At 62.9% G+C, this 21,689-nt stretch carries 23 protein-coding genes; 22 read left to right on the top strand and 1 reads right to left on the bottom strand.

Annotated elements, in window-relative coordinates:
• The 15 genes from fliH (at position 1) to flhB (ending at position 12,284) form a co-directional block, all read left to right on the top strand.
• The gene (gene fliH / locus OUY36_RS13885) at positions 1-774 is read left to right on the top strand and encodes a flagellar assembly protein FliH (protein ID WP_267934763.1); all 774 of its coding nucleotides are present in this window, start codon (positions 1-3) and stop codon (positions 772-774) included.
• Positions 764-2,122, top strand: a complete 1,359-nt coding sequence (fliI, locus tag OUY36_RS13880) for a flagellar protein export ATPase FliI (RefSeq protein ID WP_063539857.1) — start codon at positions 764-766, stop codon at positions 2,120-2,122. Before fliH ends, fliI begins: the two co-directional genes overlap by 11 nt.
• Before the next feature lie 3 nt (positions 2,123-2,125).
• On the top strand, positions 2,126-2,578 hold the full coding sequence (gene fliJ / locus OUY36_RS13875) for a flagellar export protein FliJ (RefSeq protein ID WP_063539856.1): 453 nt from the start codon (positions 2,126-2,128) through the stop codon (positions 2,576-2,578).
• Between the two features lie 214 nt (positions 2,579-2,792).
• Positions 2,793-3,098, top strand: a complete 306-nt coding sequence (locus tag OUY36_RS13870; protein ID WP_110776515.1) for an STAS domain-containing protein — start codon at positions 2,793-2,795, stop codon at positions 3,096-3,098.
• Position 3,099: 1 nt separating this feature from the next.
• Entirely contained in the window at positions 3,100-4,791 is a 1,692-nt protein-coding gene (locus tag OUY36_RS13865; protein ID WP_267938175.1) for an ATP-binding SpoIIE family protein phosphatase, read from the top strand.
• A 28-nt stretch (positions 4,792-4,819) separates the two neighbouring features.
• A complete protein-coding gene (locus OUY36_RS13860) occupies positions 4,820-5,170 on the top strand; it encodes an Hpt domain-containing protein (protein WP_063539854.1) in 351 nt (116 codons plus the stop codon).
• A gap of 172 nt (positions 5,171-5,342) precedes the next feature.
• Entirely contained in the window at positions 5,343-6,578 is a 1,236-nt protein-coding gene (locus OUY36_RS13855; protein WP_267934762.1) for a flagellar hook-length control protein FliK, read from the top strand.
• Positions 6,579-6,810: 232 nt separating this feature from the next.
• Positions 6,811-7,344: a flagellar basal body-associated protein FliL gene (gene fliL / locus OUY36_RS13850; protein WP_063539852.1), complete on the top strand. Its 534-nt coding sequence runs from the start codon at positions 6,811-6,813 to the stop codon at positions 7,342-7,344.
• A 13-nt stretch (positions 7,345-7,357) separates the two neighbouring features.
• Positions 7,358-8,329 carry a flagellar motor switch protein FliM gene (gene fliM, locus OUY36_RS13845; RefSeq protein WP_013983226.1) on the top strand — a complete coding sequence of 324 codons (972 nt, stop codon included), beginning with the start codon at positions 7,358-7,360 and terminating at the stop codon, positions 8,327-8,329.
• A 40-nt stretch (positions 8,330-8,369) separates the two neighbouring features.
• A complete protein-coding gene (fliN, locus tag OUY36_RS13840; protein ID WP_063539851.1) occupies positions 8,370-8,855 on the top strand; it encodes a flagellar motor switch protein FliN in 486 nt (161 codons plus the stop codon).
• A 1-nt stretch (position 8,856) separates the two neighbouring features.
• A complete protein-coding gene (fliO, locus tag OUY36_RS13835) occupies positions 8,857-9,276 on the top strand; it encodes a flagellar biosynthetic protein FliO (protein WP_063539850.1) in 420 nt (139 codons plus the stop codon).
• Positions 9,276-10,052, top strand: coding sequence for a flagellar type III secretion system pore protein FliP (gene fliP / locus OUY36_RS13830; RefSeq protein WP_063539849.1), 777 nt, complete (start codon positions 9,276-9,278; stop codon positions 10,050-10,052). Before fliO ends, fliP begins: the two co-directional genes overlap by 1 nt.
• A gap of 11 nt (positions 10,053-10,063) precedes the next feature.
• The gene (gene fliQ / locus OUY36_RS13825; protein ID WP_003296594.1) at positions 10,064-10,333 is read left to right on the top strand and encodes a flagellar biosynthesis protein FliQ; all 270 of its coding nucleotides are present in this window, start codon (positions 10,064-10,066) and stop codon (positions 10,331-10,333) included.
• Between the two features lie 4 nt (positions 10,334-10,337).
• On the top strand, positions 10,338-11,114 hold the full coding sequence (fliR, locus tag OUY36_RS13820; RefSeq protein ID WP_125867913.1) for a flagellar biosynthetic protein FliR: 777 nt from the start codon (positions 10,338-10,340) through the stop codon (positions 11,112-11,114).
• Positions 11,115-11,147: 33 nt separating this feature from the next.
• Positions 11,148-12,284 (top strand): flagellar biosynthesis protein FlhB, encoded by a 1,137-nt coding sequence (flhB, locus tag OUY36_RS13815; RefSeq protein ID WP_267934761.1) that lies wholly within the window; start codon positions 11,148-11,150, stop codon positions 12,282-12,284.
• A gap of 39 nt (positions 12,285-12,323) precedes the next feature.
• Here flhB and sodC read toward each other — a convergent pair whose 3' ends face one another.
• Positions 12,324-12,845: a superoxide dismutase family protein gene (gene sodC / locus OUY36_RS13810; protein ID WP_110776521.1), complete on the bottom strand. Its 522-nt coding sequence runs from the start codon at positions 12,843-12,845 to the stop codon at positions 12,324-12,326.
• Between the two features lie 199 nt (positions 12,846-13,044).
• Between sodC and flhA the strand changes: the two genes are divergently transcribed.
• From flhA to OUY36_RS13775, 7 genes are all read left to right on the top strand, one after another.
• Complete coding sequence (flhA, locus tag OUY36_RS13805; protein ID WP_063539845.1) at positions 13,045-15,165, top strand: flagellar biosynthesis protein FlhA; 2,121 nt, start codon at positions 13,045-13,047, stop codon at positions 15,163-15,165.
• 15 nt (positions 15,166-15,180) lie between these two features.
• Positions 15,181-16,473 carry a flagellar biosynthesis protein FlhF gene (gene flhF / locus OUY36_RS13800; protein ID WP_110776522.1) on the top strand — a complete coding sequence of 431 codons (1,293 nt, stop codon included), beginning with the start codon at positions 15,181-15,183 and terminating at the stop codon, positions 16,471-16,473.
• Between the two features lie 91 nt (positions 16,474-16,564).
• Positions 16,565-17,392: a flagellar synthesis regulator FleN gene (fleN, locus tag OUY36_RS13795; protein ID WP_063539843.1), complete on the top strand. Its 828-nt coding sequence runs from the start codon at positions 16,565-16,567 to the stop codon at positions 17,390-17,392.
• A gap of 17 nt (positions 17,393-17,409) precedes the next feature.
• A complete protein-coding gene (gene fliA, locus OUY36_RS13790; RefSeq protein WP_102840202.1) occupies positions 17,410-18,135 on the top strand; it encodes an RNA polymerase sigma factor FliA in 726 nt (241 codons plus the stop codon).
• Between the two features lie 74 nt (positions 18,136-18,209).
• Complete coding sequence (locus OUY36_RS13785) at positions 18,210-18,584, top strand: chemotaxis response regulator CheY (RefSeq protein WP_011913679.1); 375 nt, start codon at positions 18,210-18,212, stop codon at positions 18,582-18,584.
• Between the two features lie 23 nt (positions 18,585-18,607).
• Positions 18,608-19,402, top strand: coding sequence for a protein phosphatase CheZ (locus OUY36_RS13780; protein ID WP_063539841.1), 795 nt, complete (start codon positions 18,608-18,610; stop codon positions 19,400-19,402).
• Positions 19,403-19,413: 11 nt separating this feature from the next.
• Positions 19,414-21,648, top strand: coding sequence for a chemotaxis protein CheA (locus tag OUY36_RS13775; protein ID WP_267934760.1), 2,235 nt, complete (start codon positions 19,414-19,416; stop codon positions 21,646-21,648).
• The last annotated feature ends 41 nt before the right edge of the window (positions 21,649-21,689 follow it).

Here is a 21,689-nt window from a genome sequence, read left to right as displayed (position 1 = left end):
ATGGCGAAGGACAACCCCAGCGACCTCATTCGCGCGAAAGACGTCAGTCTGTTCGATCGCTGGTCATTGCCCAGTTTCGACCCGCAGGGTGAAGAGGAGCCGCCTGCGGAGCCGAACGTCGACGAGCCAGTCGAAGAGTTGGCGCACAGTGAGGATGTGCCGGTCGAGGAAGTCAAACCGCTGACGCTCGACGAACTCGAGGCGATTCGCCAGCAGGCTTATAACGAAGGCTTTGCCACCGGTGAAAAGGATGGTTTCCACGCGGGCCAGCTCAAGGCTCGTCAGGAAGCCGAAGCCGCTTTGGCGCCACGCCTGGAAAGCCTTGAGCGGTTGATGACGCAGTTGCTCGATCCGATCGCCGATCAGGATCGCAATCTCGAGCACGCCATGGCGACCCTGGTCAGCCACATGGCCCGGGAAGTGATCCAGCGTGATCTGCTGATCGATTCCAGCCAGATTCGTCAGGTGCTGCGCGAGGCGCTGAAGTTGCTGCCCATGGGTGCCAGCAACGTGCGTATCCATGTCAACCCGCAGGACTTCGAACTGATCAAGGCGTTGCGCGAACGCCATGAGGAAAACTGGCGGATTCTCGAGGACAGCAGCCTGTTGCCGGGCGGCTGCCACATCGAAACCGAGCACAGCCGCATCGATGCCAGCATCGAAACGCGTCTGACCCAGGCCATCAAGCAGCTCTTCGAACAGCAGCGGGAGAATGCGACCCATCCGCCAGCAGCCGACCTGACTATCGACCTGGATGTGTCCGATGCGCCTTGAGCGAACCAGTTTCGCCAAGCGTTTCGAAGCCTACGGTGACGCGATCAAGCTGGCCAGCCAGCCGCTGCTGGAGGGCCGCCTGCTGCGTATGGTCGGCCTGACCCTGGAGGCCGAGGGACTGCGTGCGGCGGTCGGCAGCCGCTGCCTGGTGATCAACGACGACAGCTATCACCCCACCGAGGTCGAGGCGGAGGTGATGGGCTTTTCCAGTGGCAAGCTGTATCTGATGCCGGTCGGCAGCCTGGCAGGTATCGCCCCTGGCGCGCGTGTGGTGCCGCTGGTCAACACCGGACGTCTGCCCATGGGCATGTCCATGCTCGGCCGGGTGCTGGACGGTGCAGGGCGTGCCCTGGACGGCAAGGGCGGCATGAAAGCCGAGGACTGGGTACCGATGGACGGCCCGGTGATCAATCCGCTCAAGCGTCACCCGATCAGCGAGCCGCTGGATGTCGGCATCCGCAGTATCAACGGGCTGCTCACGGTGGGGCGCGGCCAGCGTCTCGGTCTGTTCGCCGGTACCGGTGTCGGCAAGTCGGTATTGCTGGGCATGATGACCCGATTCACCGAAGCCGACATCATCGTGGTCGGGCTGATCGGCGAACGCGGTCGCGAGGTCAAGGAGTTCATCGAGAACATCCTTGGTGAAGAGAGCATCAAACGTTCGGTAGTGGTCGCGTCGCCGGCCGACGAAGCGCCGCTGATGCGCCTGCGTGCCGCGCAGTACTGCACGCGTATCGCCGAGTATTTCCGCGACAAGGGTAAGAATGTACTGCTGCTGATGGATTCGCTGACCCGCTATGCCCAGGCCCAGCGTGAAATCGCCCTCGCCATCGGCGAGCCGCCGGCTACCAAGGGCTACCCGCCATCGGTGTTCGCCAAGCTGCCCAGCCTGGTTGAGCGCGCCGGCAATGCCGAGCAGGGTGGCGGCTCGATCACGGCGTTCTACACGGTGCTGTCCGAAGGCGATGACCAACAGGATCCGATCGCTGATGCTGCTCGCGGTGTGCTCGATGGGCACATCGTGTTGTCGCGTCGCCTGGCCGAGGAAGGCCACTATCCGGCTATCGACATCGAGGCTTCCATCAGCCGTGTAATGCCACAGGTGGTGGGCGCCGAGCACGTTCGCGCCTCGCAACGCTTCAAGCAGCTCTGGTCTCGTTATCAGCAGAGTCGCGACCTGATCAGTGTCGGCGCCTATGTGCCGGGCGGCGATCCGGAAACGGATATGGCTATCGCGCGGCAGGCCGAGATGGTCAGCTACCTGCGCCAGGGACTTGACGAAAGCGAGGACCTGGCGCGCAGCTCGGCGCATCTTGCAGCGGTCTTCGCCGCGCGGCAAGGCGGCTAATCGATGGCGGCCAGCCGAGCGGCACGCCTGGCGCCAGTGATCGAGATGGCCGAGAAGGCCGAGCAGGATGCCGCGCGCCTGCTCGGGCAGGGCCAGACGCAACTGAATCAGGCCGAAGCCAAGTTGGGAGAGCTGGAGCAGTACTTCAGGGACTACCAGGAGCAATGGATGCAGCAGGGCAGCCAGGGCGTTTCCGGCCAGTGGCTGATGAATTACCAGCGCTTTCTGTCCCAGCTCGAGTCGGCCATCGCTCAGCAACAGCGTAGCGTCAACTGGTACCGCGACAATCTGCGCAAACTGCGTGAGCAGTGGCAGCAGCGCCATGCGCGCGTCGAGGGGCTGAGCAAGCTGGTCGAGAGCTATCAGCGCGAGGCCCGTATCGCTGCCGACAAGCGTGAACAGAAGTTGCTCGACGAGTTTGCCCAGCGGCTGGCCGGAAGAGGGCGTGAGCATTGACCCGAACCGGCCGGATTCACGCTTGCCGTACCGCGGCGTGAATGTTAAATCTTGGCGGTGTTTCAGCGCGGCGATCCCGGTCGGGCCTGCGGCCTTGCCAGGCGAGGTCCTGATGGCGGTTCGTCGTTTTCAGCCGGTACACGGCTGTTTCATTTCGCCTTAGCGGCAACCGCTCGCAAGCGAGCTTCACGACGTACCGGATCAGGAGTGCCACATGACCATCACTTCGCAGCCTTCGGCGGATGGCCAGGAGCTGACCATTTCCATCAGTGGACGCTTCGACTTCAATGCGCATCAGGCCTTCCGCGATGCTTATCAGCGTCAGGACGTCCATCCGCAGCGCTACGTGGTGAACCTACAGGGCACGACCTACATGGACAGTTCGGCGCTAGGCATGCTGCTGCTGCTGCGTGACCATGCCGGGGGCGACGAAGCCGACATTCGCCTGCTCAACTGCAGCCCCGACGTTCGCAAGATCCTTTCGGTATCCAACTTCGAACAGCTGTTCGTGATTGCCTGACATGCCCATGGGGCTGTCGATCCTGATCGCCGAGGACAGCCCGGTCGATCGGATGCTGCTTTCGACCATCGTCGCCAAGCAGGGGCATCGCGTGCTCACCGCCGCCGATGGACTTGAAGCGGTACAGCTGTTCGAGCGGGAGAAACCGCAGCTGGTGCTCATGGACGCGCTGATGCCGGTGATGGATGGCTTCGAGGCGGCCCGGCGCATCAAGCAGTTGGCCGGCGACGAGCTGGTGCCGATCATCTTCCTGACTTCGCTGACCGAGCATCAGGCGCTGGTCAGTTGCCTCGAGGCAGGGGGCGACGACTTCATCGCCAAGCCCTACAACCCGATCATTCTCGAAGCCAAGATCCAGGCCATGCATCGCCTGCGCCGTCTGCAGGCGACCGTGCTCGAGCAGCGCGATCTGATCGTCCGGCGCAACCAACAGCTGCTCGACGAGCATCGCGCGGCCAAGGCGATCTTCGACAAGGTTGCCCATGCTGGCTGTCTCAGCGCGCCTAACATCCGTTACCGACAATCACCCCAGGCGCTGTTCAACGGCGATCTGCTGCTGGCCGCGCAGGCGCCGGCAGGGCAGATGTTCGTTCTGCTCGGTGATTTCACCGGCCATGGACTGCCAGCGGCGATCGGCGCCATGCCGCTGGCGGAAACCTTCTATGGCATGACCGCCAAGGGCCATTCGAGCAACGACATCCTTCGCGAGATGAATGCCAAGCTCAAGCAGATCCTGCCGGTGGAGATGTTCTGCTGCGCAACGCTGCTGGACATCGACCCCAAGCAGGGGCGTTTACGCGTGTGGAACGGCGGTCTTCCTGATGGCTACCTGATTTCGGCGGATGGTCGGCAGACCCCGCTGGTGTCCCGGCATCTACCGCTGGGCGTCGTCTCGGCTGCGAAGCTGGATGACAAGTTCGAACACTATCCTGTGGCGCCGGGCGATCGGCTTCTGCTGCTTTCCGATGGGGTCGTGGAGAGCCGCAATGCCGACGACGAGCTGTTCGGCGAGCAGCGTCTGCTGGCCGCCCTGGCTGCCAACCGCGATCCGTCGCGGTTGTTCGACGAGATCGAGCAGGCGCTGCTCGACTTTCATGGCCAGCCCCACGACGATTTGAGCCTGGTCGAGGTCGTGGTCAGCGACGAGGCGGTGCCGATGCCGCTGGCGGCGCCGGCTTCGGCAAGTCGTGTACGTCCGATGGACTGGTCGTTTCGGATCGAACTGCGCGCCGACAGCCTGCGCGGCGGCAATCCGCTGCCCTCCGTGCTGCAGGTTCTCTTGCAGGTCAACCAGCTGCGTCCGCGAGCCGGTCAGATCTATACAGTGCTTGGCGAACTCTATTCCAATGCGCTGGAGCACGGCGTGCTCGGGCTCGATTCGACCCTCAAGTGCGATGGAGACGGCTTCAAGCGCTACTACGAGTTGCGTCAGCAGCGTTTGCAGACGCTTGCCGAGGGCCATGTGCACCTCGAGCTGAGCATCAAGACCGGCCCGCAGGGCGGACGATTGCGGGTCGCTATCAGCGACAGCGGCAGCGGGTTCGATGTGGCCCGGGCATTGCGGCTCGGGCTCGGCCGAGACCAGTTCAGCGGGCGCGGCTTGCACCTGGTGCGTGAGCTGAGCGATGGGTTCGAGTGGCGGCCGGACGGGCGAGGTCTGAGCGTAGAGTTCAGCTGGCCGCCTGAGGCATAATCCGGCCCTTTGAAGCAGGAGTGTCCCGGTGACCAACACTCATCTCGATAGTGCCGTGCTCGCCACGCTGCAGGACGTGATGGAGGGTGAGTACCCGGCGCTGCTGGATACCTTCCTGACAGACTCCGAGGAGCGCGTCCGGCTGCTTCGCCAGGCGCTGCATTCGGATCAGAGCGAGTCACTGCGGCGTGCCGCGCATAGCTTCAAGGGTAGCTGCAGCAACATGGGCGCGACGTTGCTCGCCGAGCTTTGCCAGCAATTGGAGAGTGCCGCCCGCAATGAGCGGCTGGAGGATGCGCCGGCGCTGCTAGCGTCCATCGAACGCGAGTTCGCCATCATCGGCATCCTGTTCCGCGCTGAGCGACAGCGTTACGGCTGAGCAGACGACTTTCTGGCGCAGTTCGGTCAAGTGACGGTCGAAGGACTCTCATCTCGCGCGGTAGGGTAAGTCGCGCTGCCGGTGGACCCTGTCGCGCTCTGGGCGCCTTCTTCACGTTATGGCCCAGAAATTGCTCTGTCACGCTCACGATCATTCGTGGCGGACTCATTCCATGGCTGTTACCCCCGACCTGCTGCTCAAGACCCCCACCGTCGATGTGCGTCCCAAGGCTTCGGCAAAAGCGCCGGACACGCCGCGCGAGAGCCGCGACGGCGGCGCAGCGAGCTTTTCCGACGTCTACGCACGGGAGCGCCAGACCCGGCCGACCGAGCGCGCCGAACGTGGCGATTCGTCTCGCGACAAACCTGTCGATGAAAAAGGCGAGGCAAAAGCGGCAGAGGCGAGCGGTGACGAAAAGCCGGCGGTTGCCGAAAGCGGCAATGCCTTGCCTGCCGCAAGCGAGTCGGACGAGGTGCCGGAGGCCGAACTGGATCCGCTGCTGATGCTGGGCCTTGGCGGCCAGTCCGTCGCGCCGAGCGAGATTCAGCCAATCGGCGAAGTTCAGCCAGAGACCCTGCTCTCCGGGTTGCCGGCCGTGCAGGGGCTGGTCAGTGATGACTGCGAGTTCGCCGAGCCGTCCATGACCAGCACGGGCTTGGTAAGCGATGAGCCGGTGGGCATGCAGAAAGCGGCCGCGCAATTGCACGATCCGCTGGCCGAGGCACAGCTCAAGGCCGACAACGATGATGGCTTCGCCAATGCGTTGCTGGCTGGCAGCGAGTCGCTCGAAGATGCGGAGACAGAGCTGAAGCTGACAGCCGAGGAGCTGCTGGAAACGGTTGATGCGCCCAAGGAGAGTCGGGTCTCGAGCTTTGGCGAGTCTTCCGCCGCCCGGGTCAATCCGTTGAGCCAGGCAATCGCGCAGCAGATTCAGCAGGCCCAGCGACCGGCGCTGGTGCCGGGGCAGCCGGTCCAGGTGCAGCAATCCGGCTGGAGCGAGGCCGTGGTGGATCGGGTGATGTGGATGTCCAGCCAGAACCTGAAATCGGCTGAGATTCAGCTCGACCCCGCGGAACTTGGACGCATGGAAGTGCGCATCGAAATGACCAAGGACCAGGCGCAGGTCACCTTCCTCAGTCCTCACGCTGGCGTACGTGACGCGCTTGAAGGACAGATGCAGCGTTTGCGCGAAATGTTCAACCAGCAGGGCATGAGCCTGATGGACGTCAATGTCTCCGATCAGTCCCTGGCGCGCGGCTGGCAGGGCGGGGCGGACGGCGGTTCGTCAAGGGGCGGCTCGTCCGGTGCGTCCGATATGGCGATCGAGGACGATCAGCAGAGCGGTATCAGCGAGATTTCAACTACCCGCACCGGTGGCGATCGCGGCCTGGTCGACTACTACGCCTGATCTTGTTGCCTCCACTCCGGCGCGTCCAGCATCGGGGTGCGTCGGTTTTCCGCCGTCTGTCTGGATAGCCGTCGCGGCCCGTTGCGGTCGCCGCGACTGCAGCCTTTTCCTGATACCTTTTCGCTAACGGCGAACGACATACCCTAGCGCGCTGGCGTCGGCACGTTGGCACAGCTGTTGCTCCTAACTTCGCACAATCGGGTCGAAACGCTGTTGATGACGGATATTTGGCATGGCTAAGAAACAGGCTCCACCGGTAGTGCCGCCAACCGGGCCGGAAGCGCCTCAGGCAAGCAAAGGGAAGCTGAAACTCATTCTGGTGATCGTGGTCGCCATGTTGGTGGCTGTGGGGCTTTCGATCGGCGGTACGCTTTACTTCATGAGCAAGGGTGATGGCCTGGACAGTGACAAGGCGGAAGAAGCCCCAGCCACCGCTTCGGGTAAGCAGCCGGCGATCTATGAGGTGCTGATGCCGGCCTTCGTGGTCAACTACAGCCACAAGGGGCGGCAGCGGTATATGCAGGTGAGCATCGCGCTGATGTCGCGTGACCAGGCCGCTCTGGATGCGCTGAAGGTGCATATGCCGTTGTTGCGTAACCGGCTGGTGATGCTGTTCTCGAGTCAGGATTTCGAGGCGCTGAAAACGCCGGTAGGCAAGGAAATGCTGCGTCAGCAGGCCACTGCCAGCGTGCAGGAACTGGCGCAGAAGGAAATCGGCAAACTTGCCGTCGAGCAAGTGCTGTTCACCAACTTCGTATTGCAATAGAAGGCTGCCGCAGATGGCTGTTCAAGACCTGCTCTCGCAAGACGAGATCGATGCGCTCCTGCATGGGGTCGACGACGGTCTGGTGGATACCGAAAGCGATTCCGAGCCGGGGTCCATCAAGAGCTACGACCTGACCAGTCAGGATCGCATCGTGCGCGGGCGCATGCCCACGCTGGAAATGATCAACGAACGTTTCGCCCGTTATACCCGCATCAGCATGTTCAACCTGCTGCGGCGTTCGGCCGATGTCTCGGTCGGTGGCGTCCAGGTGATGAAGTTCGGCGAGTACGTGCACTCGCTGTACGTGCCGACCAGCCTCAACCTGGTGAAGATGAAGCCGTTGCGTGGCACGGCGCTGTTCATTCTCGACGCCAAGCTGGTATTCAAGCTGGTGGACAACTTCTTCGGTGGCGACGGCCGCCACGCCAAGATCGAGGGTCGCGAATTTACCCCGACCGAGCTGCGCGTGGTGCGCATGGTGCTGGATCAGGCCTTCGCCGACCTGAAAGAAGCCTGGCACGCGGTGCTGGACGTCAACTTCGAGTACGTCAACTCGGAAGTGAACCCGGCGCTGGCCAACATCGTCAGCCCTAGCGAGGTGGTGGTGGTTTCCACCTTCCATATCGAGCTGGACAGTGGCGGCGGCGATCTGCACGTGACCATGCCTTATTCGATGATCGAGCCTATTCGCGAGATGCTCGATGCCGGCTTCCAGTCGGATGTCAGCGACCAGGACGAGCGTTGGGTCAAGGCGCTGCGCGAGGACATTCTCGACGTCAACGTGCCGCTGGGGGCCACCGTCGTGCGCCGCCAGCTCAAGTTGCGCGACATCCTCAACATGCAGCCAGGGGACGTCATTCCCGTGGAAATGCCGGAAGACATGATCATGCGTGCCAATGGCATGCCGGCCTTCAAGGTCAAGCTGGGCGCCCACAAGGGCAACCTGGCGCTGCAGGTGCTGGAGCCCGTGGTTCGCCCACGCTGACTCCGCCCTTTACTCAATTCGAGCCGTTCGAGGACTAGCGATGGCAGACGAACACGACAATACATCCCCCGAGGAGCAGGCGCTGGCCGACGAGTGGGCCGCGGCTCTGGCCGAAGCCGGCGACGCCAGCCAGGACGATATCGACGCGCTGCTGAACCAGGGGCCGGCAGCGGCGGCGCCTGCCGCACCGACTGCGCCGCGCGCACCGCTGGAGGATTTCGCCAGTGCGCCGAAGTCCTCCGGAGGTGTTCAGCTGGGGCTTGAGGGGCCGAACCTGGATGTCATTCTGGATATTCCGGTTTCCATTTCGATGGAAGTGGGCAGCACGGAAATCAGCATCCGCAACCTGCTGCAGCTCAATCAGGGCTCGGTGGTCGAGCTCGACCGCCTGGCCGGCGAGCCGTTGGATGTACTGGTCAACGGCACGCTCATCGCTCATGGCGAGGTGGTAGTGGTCAACGAGAAGTTCGGCATCCGGTTGACCGATGTGATCAGCCCCACCGAACGCATCAAGAAGTTGCGTTGACATGCGCGGCCTGGCATTGCTGGCGGCGCTCTTGGCGTTCCCGGTGTGGGCGGCGGAGCCGACTGCGAGCATGAACAGCAGCGCCATGGGCGCACAGCTGAGCAAGCTGCTGCTCGGCCTGTTGCTGGTGATCGGGTTGATCTTCCTGCTCGCCTGGCTGCTGCGTCGCGTGCAGCAGCTGAACCCGCGTGGCACCCAGGTGATCAAGCTGATCTCCAGCCAGGCGCTGGGTCCGCGCGAGCGGCTGGTGCTGGTGCAGGTCGGCGGCGAACAGATCCTCATCGGCCTGAGCGGCGGCCGCATCACGCCGCTGCACGTGATGAAGGAACCCGTGCACCTGCCGGATGCCGAGCCGGCCAATCCCGAATTCGCCCAGCGTCTGATGGAACTGCTCGGCAAGGACCACAAGGACAAGCCTTGATGTTGCGCATTCTGCTGCTGGCCGCGCTTATGCTGGTCGGCCCTCTCGCTGTCGCGCAGGAGTCGTCCGGTATCCTGGCGCAGGGCGACAATCCGCTGTCGATCCCCGCGATCACCCTGACTACCGATGCCGAGGGGCAGCAGGAGTATTCGGTCAGCCTGCAGATCCTGCTGATCATGACGGCGCTGAGCTTCATCCCGGCGTTCGTCATGCTGATGACCAGCTTCACCCGGATCATCATCGTGTTTTCCATCCTGCGTCAGGCCCTGGGCCTGCAGCAGACGCCGTCGAATCAGATCCTCGTCGGCCTGACGCTGTTTCTCACGCTGTTCATCATGGCCCCGGTGTTCGACCGGATTAACCAGGAGGCGCTGCAGCCATACTTGAGCGAGCAGATTCCGGCACAGGAAGCGATCAGCCGCGCCGAGGTGCCGCTGAAGAACTTCATGCTGGCGCAGACCCGCGAGAGCGATCTGGAGCTGTTCGTGCGCTTGTCTCGGCGTACCGACATCACCTCGCCCGAGGCGGCACCGATGACCATCCTGGTGCCGGCGTTCGTCACCTCCGAGCTGAAAACGGCGTTTCAGATCGGCTTCATGATCTTCATCCCGTTTCTGATCATCGACATGGTGGTGGCCAGCGTACTGATGGCGATGGGCATGATGATGCTCTCGCCGCTGATCATCTCGCTGCCGTTCAAGATCATGCTGTTCGTGCTGGTCGATGGCTGGGGGCTGATCATCGGCACCCTGGCCGGCAGCTTCGGCACCCTGTAGGAGGGACGCGAATGACACCGGAAGTGGCGGTGGACCTGTTTCGCGAAGGGCTGTGGATGACCGCGATGATCGTCGGCGTGCTGGTGGTGCCGAGCCTGCTGGTCGGTCTGGTGGTGGCGATGTTTCAGGCCGCAACGCAGATCAACGAGCAGACCCTGAGCTTCCTGCCGCGCCTGCTGGTGATGCTGCTGACGCTGATCTGGGCCGGCCCCTGGCTGGTGCGCGAGCTGATGGAGTACACGCAGAACCTCGTGCAGAACATCCCGTTGCTGATCGGTTAGCCCGATGCTGGAGCTGAGCAATGCACAGATCGGCGGCTGGGTGGCGCAGTTTCTGCTGCCGCTGTTTCGCATCGCCGCATTGCTGATGAGCATGCCGCTCATCGGTACCCAGCTGGTGCCGATGCGTATACGCCTGTATCTGGCTCTGGCGATCGCACTGGTCCTGGTGCCGACGCTGCCGCCGATGCCCGCGGTCGATTCGCTCAGCCTGGGGTCTTTGCTGCTGATTGCCGAGCAACTGGTGATTGGAGTGATGCTCGGCTTCGTTCTGCAGCTGTTCTTTCATGTGTTCATCGTCTCGGGCCAGCTGCTGGCGATGCAGATGGGCCTCGGTTTCGCCTCGATGGTCGACCCGGCCAACGGCATCTCGGTGCCCGTGCTCGGCCAGTTCTTCAACATGCTGGTGATCCTGCTGTTCCTCTCGGTCAACGGTCATCTGGTGGTGCTGGAAATCCTCGCCGAGAGCTTCGTCACTCTGCCGGTGGGGGCTGGCCTGTCGACCAATCACTTCTGGGAAGTGGCCGGCAAGTTGGGCTGGGTACTGGGTGCCGGCTTGCTGCTGGTGCTGCCGGCGATCACCGCACTGCTGGTGGTCAACCTCGCGTTCGGCCTGATGACCCGCGCGGCGCCGCAGTTGAACATCTTCTCCATCGGCTTTCCGCTGACCCTTGTGCTCGGCCTGATCATCGTCTGGATCGGCATGGCCGATATCTTCGCCCAATACCAGATATTCGTCAGCGAGGCACTGATGATGCTGCGCGAGCTGGCGGGGGCACGCTGATGAACCGGGCCCTGTACCTGACGGAGGTCGCGCATGGCTGAGAGCGAAAGCGGTGCCGACAAAAGCGAGGAACCCACAGAGAAACGCCTGCGTGAATCACGCGAAAAAGGGCAGCTGGCACGTTCCCGCGAACTCAGCACGGTGGCGGTAACGCTGGGTGGTATCGGCGGGTTGCTGGCGTCCGGTGGCGGTCTGGCGCAAACCCTGATGGCCATGATGCAGGGCACGTTCGGGCTCAGCCGCGAAACGCTGCTGGACGAGGGCTCCATGGCGAGCCTGTTGATGGGCAGCGGTCTGATGGCGCTGGAGGCGATCATGCCCCTGCTGATCGCATTGCTGATCGCATCGATCGTCGGCCCGGTGGCGCTGGGCGGCTGGCTGTTCTCGGCCAAGGCGATGGCGCCCAAGGTCAGCAGGATGAATCCCGCGGCCGGCCTTAAACGTATGTTTTCCACTCAAGCGTTGGTCGAGCTGCTGAAGGCGCTGGGCAAGTTCCTCGTCGTGCTCAGCGTTGCGCTGCTGGTGTTGTCGGCGTATCAGGACGACCTGCTGTCCATCGCCAAGCAGCCGCTGGACCTCGCCATCATGCACAGCGTCGAGATCGTCGGCTGGTGCGCCCTGTGGATGGCCTGTGGGCTGATCATCATTGCCGCGGTGGACGTGCCGTTTCAGCTCTGGAGCAACAAGCAGAAGCTGATGATGACCAAGCAGGAGGTCAAGGACGAATACAAGGATTCCGAGGGCAAGCCGGAGGTCAAGTCGCGCATCCGCCAGCTGCAGCGTGAGGCGGCGCAGCGGCGGATGATGCAGGCGGTGCCGGAAGCCGATGTGGTCATCACCAACCCGACGCACTTCGCCGTTGCGCTGAAGTACGACGGCGACAAGGGCGGCGCGCCAAGGCTGGTTGCCAAGGGCGGCGACTTCGTGGCGTTGAAGATTCGCGAGATCGCCCAGGAGCACAAGGTGACGGTGCTGGAATCGCCGGCGCTGGCGCGGGCGGTGTACTACTCCACCGAGCTGGATCATGAGATCCCGGCTGGCCTTTATCTGGCCGTGGCACAGGTGCTGGCCTACGTCTATCAGTTGCGTCAGTACCGCGCGGGCAAGGGGCGCCGACCCGAGCCGTTGAACAATCTGCCGATTCCGCCGGACCTGCGGCGCGACGAGTGATCCGGCCGGGTGACGGGTTGCGTCGCCCGGCCGCAGCGCTTATTCGATTACGCCGCAAGCGACACGCGCGCCGCCACCGCCCAGTGGCTGCGGATGGTCGGAGTGATTGTCGCCGCCCTGATGGACCATCAGCGCCAGGCCCTTGATGTCACCCAGGCTCTTCAGGCGCGGCGCCAGTACCGGTTGGCTGGCCTTGCCGTCGCTGTCGACGTAGAGCGCTGGCAGGTCGCCCATGTGTCCATCACCCCAGGGCTCGCCATGCTTGCCGGTGTTCTTCGGATCCCAGTGGCCGGCGGCGGCACCGGCGGCAGTCGGCTTGCCGTCTACCTCGGCCGGCTCGCAGCTGCCTTTGGCGTGGATATGAAAGCCGTGCAGGCCGGCCTGCAGCCCGGTCAGCTCGGGGCGAAACACCAGGCCGTACTCGCTGCTCTCGATCTTCACGCTGCCCACGGATTCTCCGATCCCCTGGGCGGTGACGGCGTTGATCTCGACGTTCAGCGTTTCCGCCTGGGCGGCGAAGGCGGTGCAGCCGGCTAGGGCGGCGATGATCCACTGTTTCATCTGAAAGCTCCTTTTGCGCAGACGGCGACGGAGTGCCACCGGTAGCAACTGTGACTGCCGACGCTGCACGGCGTTCGCACCGCCCCGCGGTATAGAGCGCGCTGGTAGCCAATGCGGCAAAGAGTTGGACCCCTTCTTGCTATAGCCCCGGCAGGGCGCATTTCGCGTCAAGAATTCGTTCTGTATTTCCGGGGTTTCTGTGGATCGCACGCAACTCGTCAATATTCGCAACGGCCTGGCAGGCGCGGGGCGTGGCAATCTCGGCGTACCGCTGCTGTTGCTCGTGATGATGGGCATGATGATGCTGTCGGTGCCGCCGCTCCTCCTGGATCTGCTGTTCACCTTCAACATCGCGCTGTCGATTGTCGTGCTGCTGGTCAGCGTCTATGCGCTGCGGCCGCTGGACTTCGCCGTTTTCCCGACGATCCTGCTGGTCGCGACCCTGATGCGCCTGGCACTTAACGTTGCCTCGACCCGGGTGGTGCTGATCAACGGCCATGAAGGCGGCTCGGCCGCCGGCCACGTGATCGAGGCCTTCGGCAACGTGGTGATCGGCGGCAATTACGTCGTGGGTATCGTCGTCTTCGCGATTCTGATGATCATCAACTTCGTCGTGGTCACCAAGGGCGCCGGACGCATCTCGGAAGTCAGCGCACGCTTCACCCTCGACGCCATGCCCGGTAAGCAGATGGCGATCGACGCCGACCTCAACGCCGGCCTGATCGACCAGGAAGAAGCCAAGAAGCGCCGCAGCGAGGTTTCCTCGGAGGCCGACTTCTACGGTTCTATGGACGGTGCTTCGAAATTCGTGCGCGGTGATGCGATTGCCGGCCTGCTGATTCTCTTCATCAACCTGATCGGCGGCGTCGGCATCGGCATGGCGCAGCACGGCATGAGCTTCAGCGAGGCAGGCCAGGTCTATGCATTGCTGACCATTGGTGATGGTCTGGTCGCACAGATTCCTTCCCTTCTGCTGTCCACCGCAGCAGCCATCATGGTGACCCGTGTCACCAGTTCGGAGGATATGGGGCAGCAGGTGCAGCGGCAGATGTTCGCCTCGCCCAAGGCGCTGGCGGTGTCGGCAGCGATCATGATTGCCATGGGGCTGGTCCCGGGCATGCCGCATATGTCCTTCCTCGGCCTTGGTGCCGCGGCTGCAGCGGGTGCCTACTGGATCTGGCACCGCCAGAAGCAGTCCGTCAAGAAGACCGAGCAGGAGGTGCAGAAGCAGCAGGAGATGCTGCCCGCGCAACGAGCCGCCGAAACCAAGGAGCTGGGCTGGGACGACGTGACTCCGGTCGATATGGTCGGCCTGGAGGTCGGCTATCGTCTGATCCCGCTGGTCGATCGTAATCAGGGAGGGCAGCTGCTGGCGCGAATCAAGGGTGTGCGCAAGAAGCTCTCGCAGGACCTGGGTTTTCTCATGCCTTCGGTTCATATCCGCGACAACCTCGACCTGTTACCCAACGCCTATCGCTTGACGCTGATGGGCGTGAGCCTGGCCGAGGCGGAGGTCTATCCGGATCGCGAACTGGCGATCAATCCGGGTCAGGTGTTCGGCCCACTCAACGGCATTGCCGCCAAGGATCCGGCATTCGGGCTCGAGGCGGTGTGGATCGAGACCAGCCAGCGCGATCAGGCACAGTCGCTGGGTTATACGGTGGTGGATGCCAGCACTGTCGTCGCCACGCACCTCAACCAGGTGCTGTACAAGCATGCGCACGAACTGCTGGGACACGAGGAAGTGCAGCAGCTACTGCAGCTGCTGGCCAAGAGCTCGCCCAAGCTCGCCGAGGAGCTGGTGCCTGGCATGGTGTCGCTCTCCACGCTGCTCAAGGTCTTGCAGGCGCTGTTGCAGGAGCAGGTCCCCGTGCGCGACATCCGCACCATCGCCGAGGCCATCGCCAACGTGGCCGCCAAGAGTCAAGATCCCGCCGCGATGGTGGCTGCGGTGCGCGTTGCGCTATCCCGCGCAATCGTGCAAAACGTTGTGGGACTAGAGCCGGAGCTGCCTGTGATCACCCTCGAGCCCCGATTGGAACAGATCTTGCTCAATAGCCTGCAGAAGGCTGGGCAGGGCTCCGATGACGGCATCCTGCTGGAGCCGGGAATGGCCGAAAAGTTGCAACGGTCTCTGGTAGAAGCGGCACAGCGTCAAGAAATGCTCGGCAAACCGGCGGTTCTGCTGGTCGCCGGCCCGGTCAGGGCGATGCTGTCGCGGTTCGCAAGGCTGGCAGTGCCGAACATCCATGTTCTGGCCTACCAGGAAATACCGGACAACAAGCAGGTCACCATCGTCTCGACGGTGGGTCAGAATTAACCGAGGGTACAGGCCATGCAGGTCAAACGTTTCTTCGCCGCCGATATGCGCATCGCCATGAAGATGGTGCGTGACGAGCTGGGCGCCGATGCCGTGATCATCGGCAATCGCCGGGTGGCCGGTGGCGTCGAGCTGACGGCCGTACTCGACTACCCGATGCAGTCCGCGCCGGCAGCGACCAAGCCCAATCCTGCGCTTGAAGCTGAGCTGCGCAAGACGCAATCGCGCCTGGCCAGTGCCCATGCCGAACTGAGCGCCGCGCCGCAGGCAAAGATGCAGGATCGTCAACTGCTTGACGAGAAGCCGGCCGCCGTGGCGCCGAGCGCTCAGCCCGAGCCGGCTGCCGCGCCGTCCGCCGCCGTCGATCCGCGCGCGATCGAGGCGATGTATTCTGAGCTGCACGGTCTGCGTGAGCTAATCGAGGTGCAGCTCGGCTCGATCGCCTGGGGGCAGGAGCAGAGCCGCCGTCCGCAGCAGGCCAGCCTCTGGCGTCGGCTGCAGCGCCTCGGCCTGCCGGCCGAACTGTCGCGCAGCCTGCTGGAAAAGGTCGCGACCATCAACGATCCGCGTCAGGCCTGGCGCATGGTGCTGGCCTATATGGCGCAGGCGATCAAGGTCAGCAAGCAGGAGCCGCTGGAAGAGGGCGGAGTGATTGCGCTGGTCGGCCCGGCCGGTGTTGGCAAGACCACCACCCTGGCCAAGCTCGCGGCCCGTTACGTACTCAAGTACGGCGCACAGAACATCGCCGTGGCGAGCATGGACAACTACCGGATCGGCGCGCAGGAGCAGCTCAAGACGCTTGGGCGTATCCTCGACGTACCGGTGCTGCAGATCGACCCGAGCCAGCCATTGAGCAAGACGCTGGCGCCGCTGGCCCGCAAGCGCGTGATCCTGATCGACACCGCCGGCCTGCCGGCCAGCGATCCGACCTTGCGCAAGCAGCTCGAAGCGCTGTCGGATCGCGGTGTGAAATCCAAGAACTATCTGGTGTTGGCGGCGACCAGCCAGAGTCAGGTACTCAAGGCGGCATGGCACAACTATCGTCGCTGCGGCCTGGCGGGTTGTATCCTGACCAAGCTGGACGAGGCAGGCAGCCTCGGCGATGTGCTCGGTCTCACGATCAGCCAGCATTTGCCGATAGCCTACCTCGCCGATGGCCCGCGGATTCCGGATGACCTGCATCTGCCCCGTAGCCACCAGCTGGTCAGCCGTGCGGTAAGCCTGCAATCAGGCGAGGAGCCGAGCGAAGAGGCCATGGCGGACATGTTCGCCGGGTTGTACAACGGCTCGTCACGGCGGGCCGGATGATCAAGCGAGTGCGGTACCAGAATGAACCAGATGCGTGCCATGCGGGCGCATCGCCGGCCGTATGGCCCCAGCAAGATATAGGCGTGTGAACATGGGTATGCATCCCGTACAGGTGATTGCGGTGACCGGCGGCAAGGGTGGCGTCGGCAAGACCAACGTGTCGGTCAATCTGGCGCTGGCGCTGGCCGATCTGGGCCGGCGTGTGGTGTTGCTCGACGCCGACCTGGGTCTGGCCAACGTCGACGTCCTGCTTGGCCTGACCAGCAAGCGAACCCTGGCCGATGTGATCGCCGGTGAGTGCGATCTGCGCGATGTGCTGATTCAGGGCCCCGGCGGTATCCGTATCGTGCCCGCGGCATCCGGGACGCAGAGCATGGTACAGCTGTCGTCCCTGCAGCATGCCGGTCTGATCCAGGCATTCAGTGAGCTGGGCGATGAGCTGGACGTGCTGATCATCGATACCGCGGCCGGTATTGGTGATTCGGTGGTCAGCTTCGTGCGTGCCGCGCAGGAAGTGCTGCTGGTCGTCACAGATGAACCCACGTCCATCACCGATGCCTATGCTCTGATCAAATTGCTCAACCGTGACTACGGCATCAGTCGTTTCCGGGTGTTGGCCAACATGGCGCATGCACCCCAGGAAGGTCGCAACCTGTTCGCCAAGCTGACCAAGGTCACCGAGCGTTTTCTCGATGTGGCGCTGCAGTATGTCGGCGCCGTGCCCTACGACGAGGCCGTACGCAAGGCGGTACAAAAGCAGCGTGCCGTCTATGAAGCCTATCCGCGCTCCAAATGCGCGCTGGCCTTCAAGGCCATTGCGCAGAAGATCGATACCTGGCCGTTGCCCGCTACCCCGCGCGGCCATCTCGAATTCTTCGTCGAGCGCCTCATCAGTCCCGCTTCAGAAAGCCACGAATGACAGGTGCCGGATCCGCTATGTATTACAGCAAGGCTCAGGCAAAGGATGCTCAATATCGCCTGATCGATCAGTACGCGCCGTTGGTCAAGCGTATCGCTTACCACCTTCTGGCGCGTCTGCCTGCGAGTGTGCAGGTGGACGACCTGATCCAGGCTGGAATGATCGGACTGCTGGAAGCAGCGAAGAAGTACGACGCCGGCAAGGGCGCCAGTTTTGAAACCTACGCCGGCATCCGCATCCGCGGCACCATGCTCGACGAGGTGCGCAAGGGCGATTGGGCGCCACGCTCGGTGCATCGCAACTCGCGCATGGTCAGCGAGGCGATCCGCGCCATCGAAGCGAAAACCGGTCGTGACGCTAAAGATCATGAAGTTGCGGCCGAACTTAAGCTTAGTCTCGATGAGTATTACAGCATCCTCGGCGATACCCTCGGCAGCCGACTGTTCAGCTTCGACGACCTGCTGCAGGAAGGCGAGCATGGCGAGCTGCAGGAGGATGCCGGCAGCACGCACCCCGAGCCTTTCCGCGATCTGGAGGACGAACGTTTCCAGTTGGCGCTGGCAGAAGCCATCGCCAACCTGCCGGAGCGCGAGAAGCTGGTGCTGTCGTTGTATTACGACGAAGAGCTGAACTTGAAGGAAATCGGTCAGGTGCTGGGAGTCAGCGAGTCGCGTGTGAGCCAGTTGCATAGCCAGTGTGCGGCGCGCCTGCGTGCGCGCCTCGGTGAATGGCGCGCCAATTGACGATTGTTTGCGGTATGACGTGCTCGGTTTGCTGAGGCATTTTGGGACTTACGGAGGTCGACTTGGACAAGAACATGAAAATCCTCATCGTCGATGACTTCTCGACGATGAGACGAATCATCAAGAACCTCTTGCGTGACCTGGGGTTCACCAACACCGCCGAAGCGGACGATGGCACCACCGCGCTGCCGATGCTCAAGAGCGGCAGCTTCGACTTTCTCGTCACCGACTGGAACATGCCGGGCATGAGCGGTATCGATCTGCTGCGTACCGTGCGTGCCGACGAGCGCCTCAAGCACCTGCCGGTGCTGATGGTCACTGCCGAAGCCAAGCGCGACCAGATCATCGAGGCGGCACAGGCCGGCGTAAACGGCTATGTGGTCAAGCCTTTCACTGCCCAGGTGCTCAAGGAGAAGATCGAGAAGATCTTCGAGCGCGTCAACGGCTGAAGCAGCAACGCCGCGAGGGCACTATGACGCAAGCAGATCAGAGCCTGGCAGAGTTCGAAGCGACTCTGAAGGCCAACGCCCCTAAGTTGATTGAAAGCCTGCAGCAGGGCCGCTTCGATGAAGCGACGCAGATGTTCAATGAACTCAGCCAGGCGCGTAATCACAGTCTCTATCAGGAAGTCGGCAAGCTCACCCGCGAGCTGCACAACGCCATCGTCAAACTCGAGATGGATACCTGTGCCACTGGCGGCGATCCGTCACCGATCACCGACGCGACCGATCGCCTGTCCTATGTGGTGGAGATGACCGAGAAGGCCGCCAACCGCACCATGGATCTGGTGGAGGAATCGGCGCCGCTGGTCAACTACGTTAGCTACGAGGCCCAGAGCCTGACGGCCGACTGGCAGCGATTCATGCGCCGCGAAATGGATGCTGAACAGTTCCGTGGGCTGGTCAAGCGCATCGACCAGTACCTCAAGCGCAGCATGAACGATGGTAGCCAGCTGTCGCAGAACCTCAGCGAAATCATGCTGGCCCAAGATTTCCAGGACCTGACCGGCCAGGTCATCAAGCGTGTCACCCGACTGATCACCGAGCTTGAAAGCAATCTGCTCAATCTCGTCCTGATGGCGGGGCAGGTCGACCGCGTGGCTGGCATCCAGCACGACCGTGATGCCATGCGCGCCGAGCAAGAGAAGAAAAAACAAGAAAAATCGCCTTCCAATGGTGAAGGTCCGCAGATGCATGCCGATATGCGTGAAGACGTCGTTTCCGGCCAGGACGATGTCGATGATCTGCTTTCAAGCCTGGGCTTTTAGGGGAAGTGAATATGAGCTTCGACGCCGATGAAGAAATTCTCCAGGACTTCCTGGTAGAGGCCGGCGAGATTCTCGAACTATTGTCCGAGCAACTCGTGGAGCTGGAAAGCAGCCCCGATGACATGGCGTTGCTCAATGCGATTTTTCGCGGGTTCCATACGGTCAAGGGCGGTGCGGGCTTTCTTCAGCTTCATGAGCTGGTGGAATGCTGCCACATTGCCGAAAACGTCTTCGACATCCTGCGCAAGGGTGAGCGTCGAGTCGATTCCGAACTGATGGACGTCGTTCTGCAGGCGCTCGACGCCGTGAACGCGATGTTCAGCCAGGTCCGTGAACGCGTCGAACCTACTCCTGCCTCGCCGGAACTGCTGGCCGCATTGGCCCGTCTGGCCGAGCCTGCATCCGACGACGAAGCACCTGCCGCCGCAGCGCCCCAGGCGATCGCCGAGCCTGTGAGCGAAGGCGCCGACAGCGATTTCGAGCAGCTGCTGGATGCGATCGAACCGCCCGCTGTCGAGCCGCTGGCATCCGCCGATACAGGCACCGTGGCTGACGAAATCACCGATGATGAGTTCGAGTCGTTGCTCGATCAGTTGCATGGCAAGGGCAAGTTCGAGCCGGCAACCACCGCAGCGACCACGCCGGCGGCTGCCGAGCCTGCGATTGCTAGTAGCGGGGCAGGCGCAAGCGACGAGATCACCGATGACGAGTTCGAAGCACTGCTCGATCAGCTGCACGGCAAGGGCAAATTCGAGCCGGCAACCACCGCAGCGCCCACGCCGGCGGCTGCCGAACCTGCAACGGCCAGTAGTGGGGCAGGTGCAAGCGACGAGATCACCGATGACGAGTTCGAAGCGTTGCTCGATCAGCTGCATGGCAAAGGCAAGTTCGAACCCCCAGTGGTCGGCGCCAGCCCGGTCGGCGTCAGCGAATCCGCCGCGGCTGCATCGGTAGAAAAGGCACCGACCAAACCGACTCCCGCCAAGGCTGAGCCGGCTCGTCCGGCTGCTGCCAAGCCGGTGGCTGGCGCAGCGAGCAAGCCCGCCGCGCCAGCCGCGGCCGAGAAGGCTCCGGCCGAGGCCGAGACCACGGTGCGCGTCGATACCGCGCGGCTGGACGAGATCATGAACATGGTCGGCGAGCTGGTGCTGGTGCGTAACCGTCTGGTGCGCTTGGGCTCCAATAGCGGCGACGAGGCAATGGCCAAGGCCGTTTCCAACCTCGACGTGGTCACCGCCGACCTGCAGAGCGCGGTGATGAAGACCCGCATGCAGCCGATCAAGAAGGTGTTCGGCCGTTTCCCGCGGCTGGTACGCGATCTGGCGCGCAGCCTGAAGAAAGAGATCAACCTGGAACTGGTGGGCGAAGAAACCGACCTCGACAAGAACCTCGTCGAAGCCCTGGCCGACCCGCTGGTGCACCTGGTGCGCAATGCCGTCGACCATGGCATCGAGATGCCCGAGGAGCGCGAGGCGGCCGGCAAACCGCGTACCGGCCGTGTGGTGCTGTCGGCCGAGCAGGAAGGCGACCACATCCTGCTGATCATCAGCGATGACGGCAAGGGCATGGATGCCAACGTCCTGCGCGCGAAGGCTGTCGAGAAAGGCATGCTGGAGAAGGATGCCGCCGATCGCCTGAGCGATCTGGAGTGCTACAACCTGATCTTCGCGCCGGGCTTCTCGACCAAGACCGAGATTTCCGACGTGTCCGGTCGTGGCGTCGGCATGGACGTGGTCAAGACCAAGATTTCCCAGCTCAACGGTACGGTGAACGTGTTCTCCACCAAGGGCCAGGGCTCGAAGGTGGTGATCAAGGTGCCGCTGACCCTGGCGATCATGCCGACCCTGATGGTCATGCTCGGCAGCCAGGCTTTCGCCTTCCCGCTGGTCAACGTCAACGAAATCTTCCACCTGGACCTGTCGCGGACCAATGTCGTCGATGGCCAGGAAGTGGTGATCGTGCGCGACAAGGCGCTGCCGCTGTTCTACCTCAAGCGTTGGCTGGTTCACGATGCTGCTCAGGAAGAGCAGCGCGAAGGTCATGTGGTGATTCTCAGCGTCGGCAACCAGAGCATCGGCTTCGTCGTCGATCAACTGGTGGGGCAGGAGGAGGTGGTCATCAAGCCGCTGGGCAAGATGCTGCAGGGTACGCCCGGTATGTCTGGTGCGACCATCACCGGCGATGGCCGCATCGCTCTGATTCTCGACGTTCCCAGCATGCTCAAGCGCTACGCACGCAGGATTTGATTCGGTCAGGCAGCGCCGTTCCGGGAGGGGCGCGCTGCCGC

The sequence above is a fragment of the Stutzerimonas sp. R40042 genome (assembly GCF_026642215.1).
Lineage (GTDB): Bacteria > Pseudomonadota > Gammaproteobacteria > Pseudomonadales > Pseudomonadaceae > Stutzerimonas > Stutzerimonas frequens.
The sequence above is the reverse complement of the archived record's forward strand: the minus strand, read 5'-3'. Positions and strand labels throughout refer to the sequence as shown.

Coding starts and splice junctions, on each gene's coding strand:
- fliH (WP_267934763.1), top strand. CDS start 1: ATGGCGAAGGACAACCCCAGCGACCTCATTCGCGCGAAAGACGTCAGT.
- fliI (WP_063539857.1), top strand. CDS start 764: ATGCGCCTTGAGCGAACCAGTTTCGCCAAGCGTTTCGAAGCCTACGGT.
- fliJ (WP_063539856.1), top strand. CDS start 2,126: ATGGCGGCCAGCCGAGCGGCACGCCTGGCGCCAGTGATCGAGATGGCC.
- OUY36_RS13870 (WP_110776515.1), top strand. CDS start 2,793: ATGACCATCACTTCGCAGCCTTCGGCGGATGGCCAGGAGCTGACCATT.
- OUY36_RS13865 (WP_267938175.1), top strand. CDS start 3,100: ATGCCCATGGGGCTGTCGATCCTGATCGCCGAGGACAGCCCGGTCGAT.
- OUY36_RS13855 (WP_267934762.1), top strand. CDS start 5,343: ATGGCTGTTACCCCCGACCTGCTGCTCAAGACCCCCACCGTCGATGTG.
- fliL (WP_063539852.1), top strand. CDS start 6,811: ATGGCTAAGAAACAGGCTCCACCGGTAGTGCCGCCAACCGGGCCGGAA.
- fliM (WP_013983226.1), top strand. CDS start 7,358: ATGGCTGTTCAAGACCTGCTCTCGCAAGACGAGATCGATGCGCTCCTG.
- fliN (WP_063539851.1), top strand. CDS start 8,370: ATGGCAGACGAACACGACAATACATCCCCCGAGGAGCAGGCGCTGGCC.
- fliO (WP_063539850.1), top strand. CDS start 8,857: ATGCGCGGCCTGGCATTGCTGGCGGCGCTCTTGGCGTTCCCGGTGTGG.
- fliP (WP_063539849.1), top strand. CDS start 9,276: ATGTTGCGCATTCTGCTGCTGGCCGCGCTTATGCTGGTCGGCCCTCTC.
- fliQ (WP_003296594.1), top strand. CDS start 10,064: ATGACACCGGAAGTGGCGGTGGACCTGTTTCGCGAAGGGCTGTGGATG.
- fliR (WP_125867913.1), top strand. CDS start 10,338: ATGCTGGAGCTGAGCAATGCACAGATCGGCGGCTGGGTGGCGCAGTTT.
- flhB (WP_267934761.1), top strand. CDS start 11,148: ATGGCTGAGAGCGAAAGCGGTGCCGACAAAAGCGAGGAACCCACAGAG.
- sodC (WP_110776521.1), bottom strand. CDS start 12,845: ATGAAACAGTGGATCATCGCCGCCCTAGCCGGCTGCACCGCCTTCGCC.
- flhF (WP_110776522.1), top strand. CDS start 15,181: ATGCAGGTCAAACGTTTCTTCGCCGCCGATATGCGCATCGCCATGAAG.
- fleN (WP_063539843.1), top strand. CDS start 16,565: ATGGGTATGCATCCCGTACAGGTGATTGCGGTGACCGGCGGCAAGGGT.
- fliA (WP_102840202.1), top strand. CDS start 17,410: ATGTATTACAGCAAGGCTCAGGCAAAGGATGCTCAATATCGCCTGATC.
- OUY36_RS13785 (WP_011913679.1), top strand. CDS start 18,210: ATGAAAATCCTCATCGTCGATGACTTCTCGACGATGAGACGAATCATC.
- OUY36_RS13780 (WP_063539841.1), top strand. CDS start 18,608: ATGACGCAAGCAGATCAGAGCCTGGCAGAGTTCGAAGCGACTCTGAAG.
- OUY36_RS13775 (WP_267934760.1), top strand. CDS start 19,414: ATGAGCTTCGACGCCGATGAAGAAATTCTCCAGGACTTCCTGGTAGAG.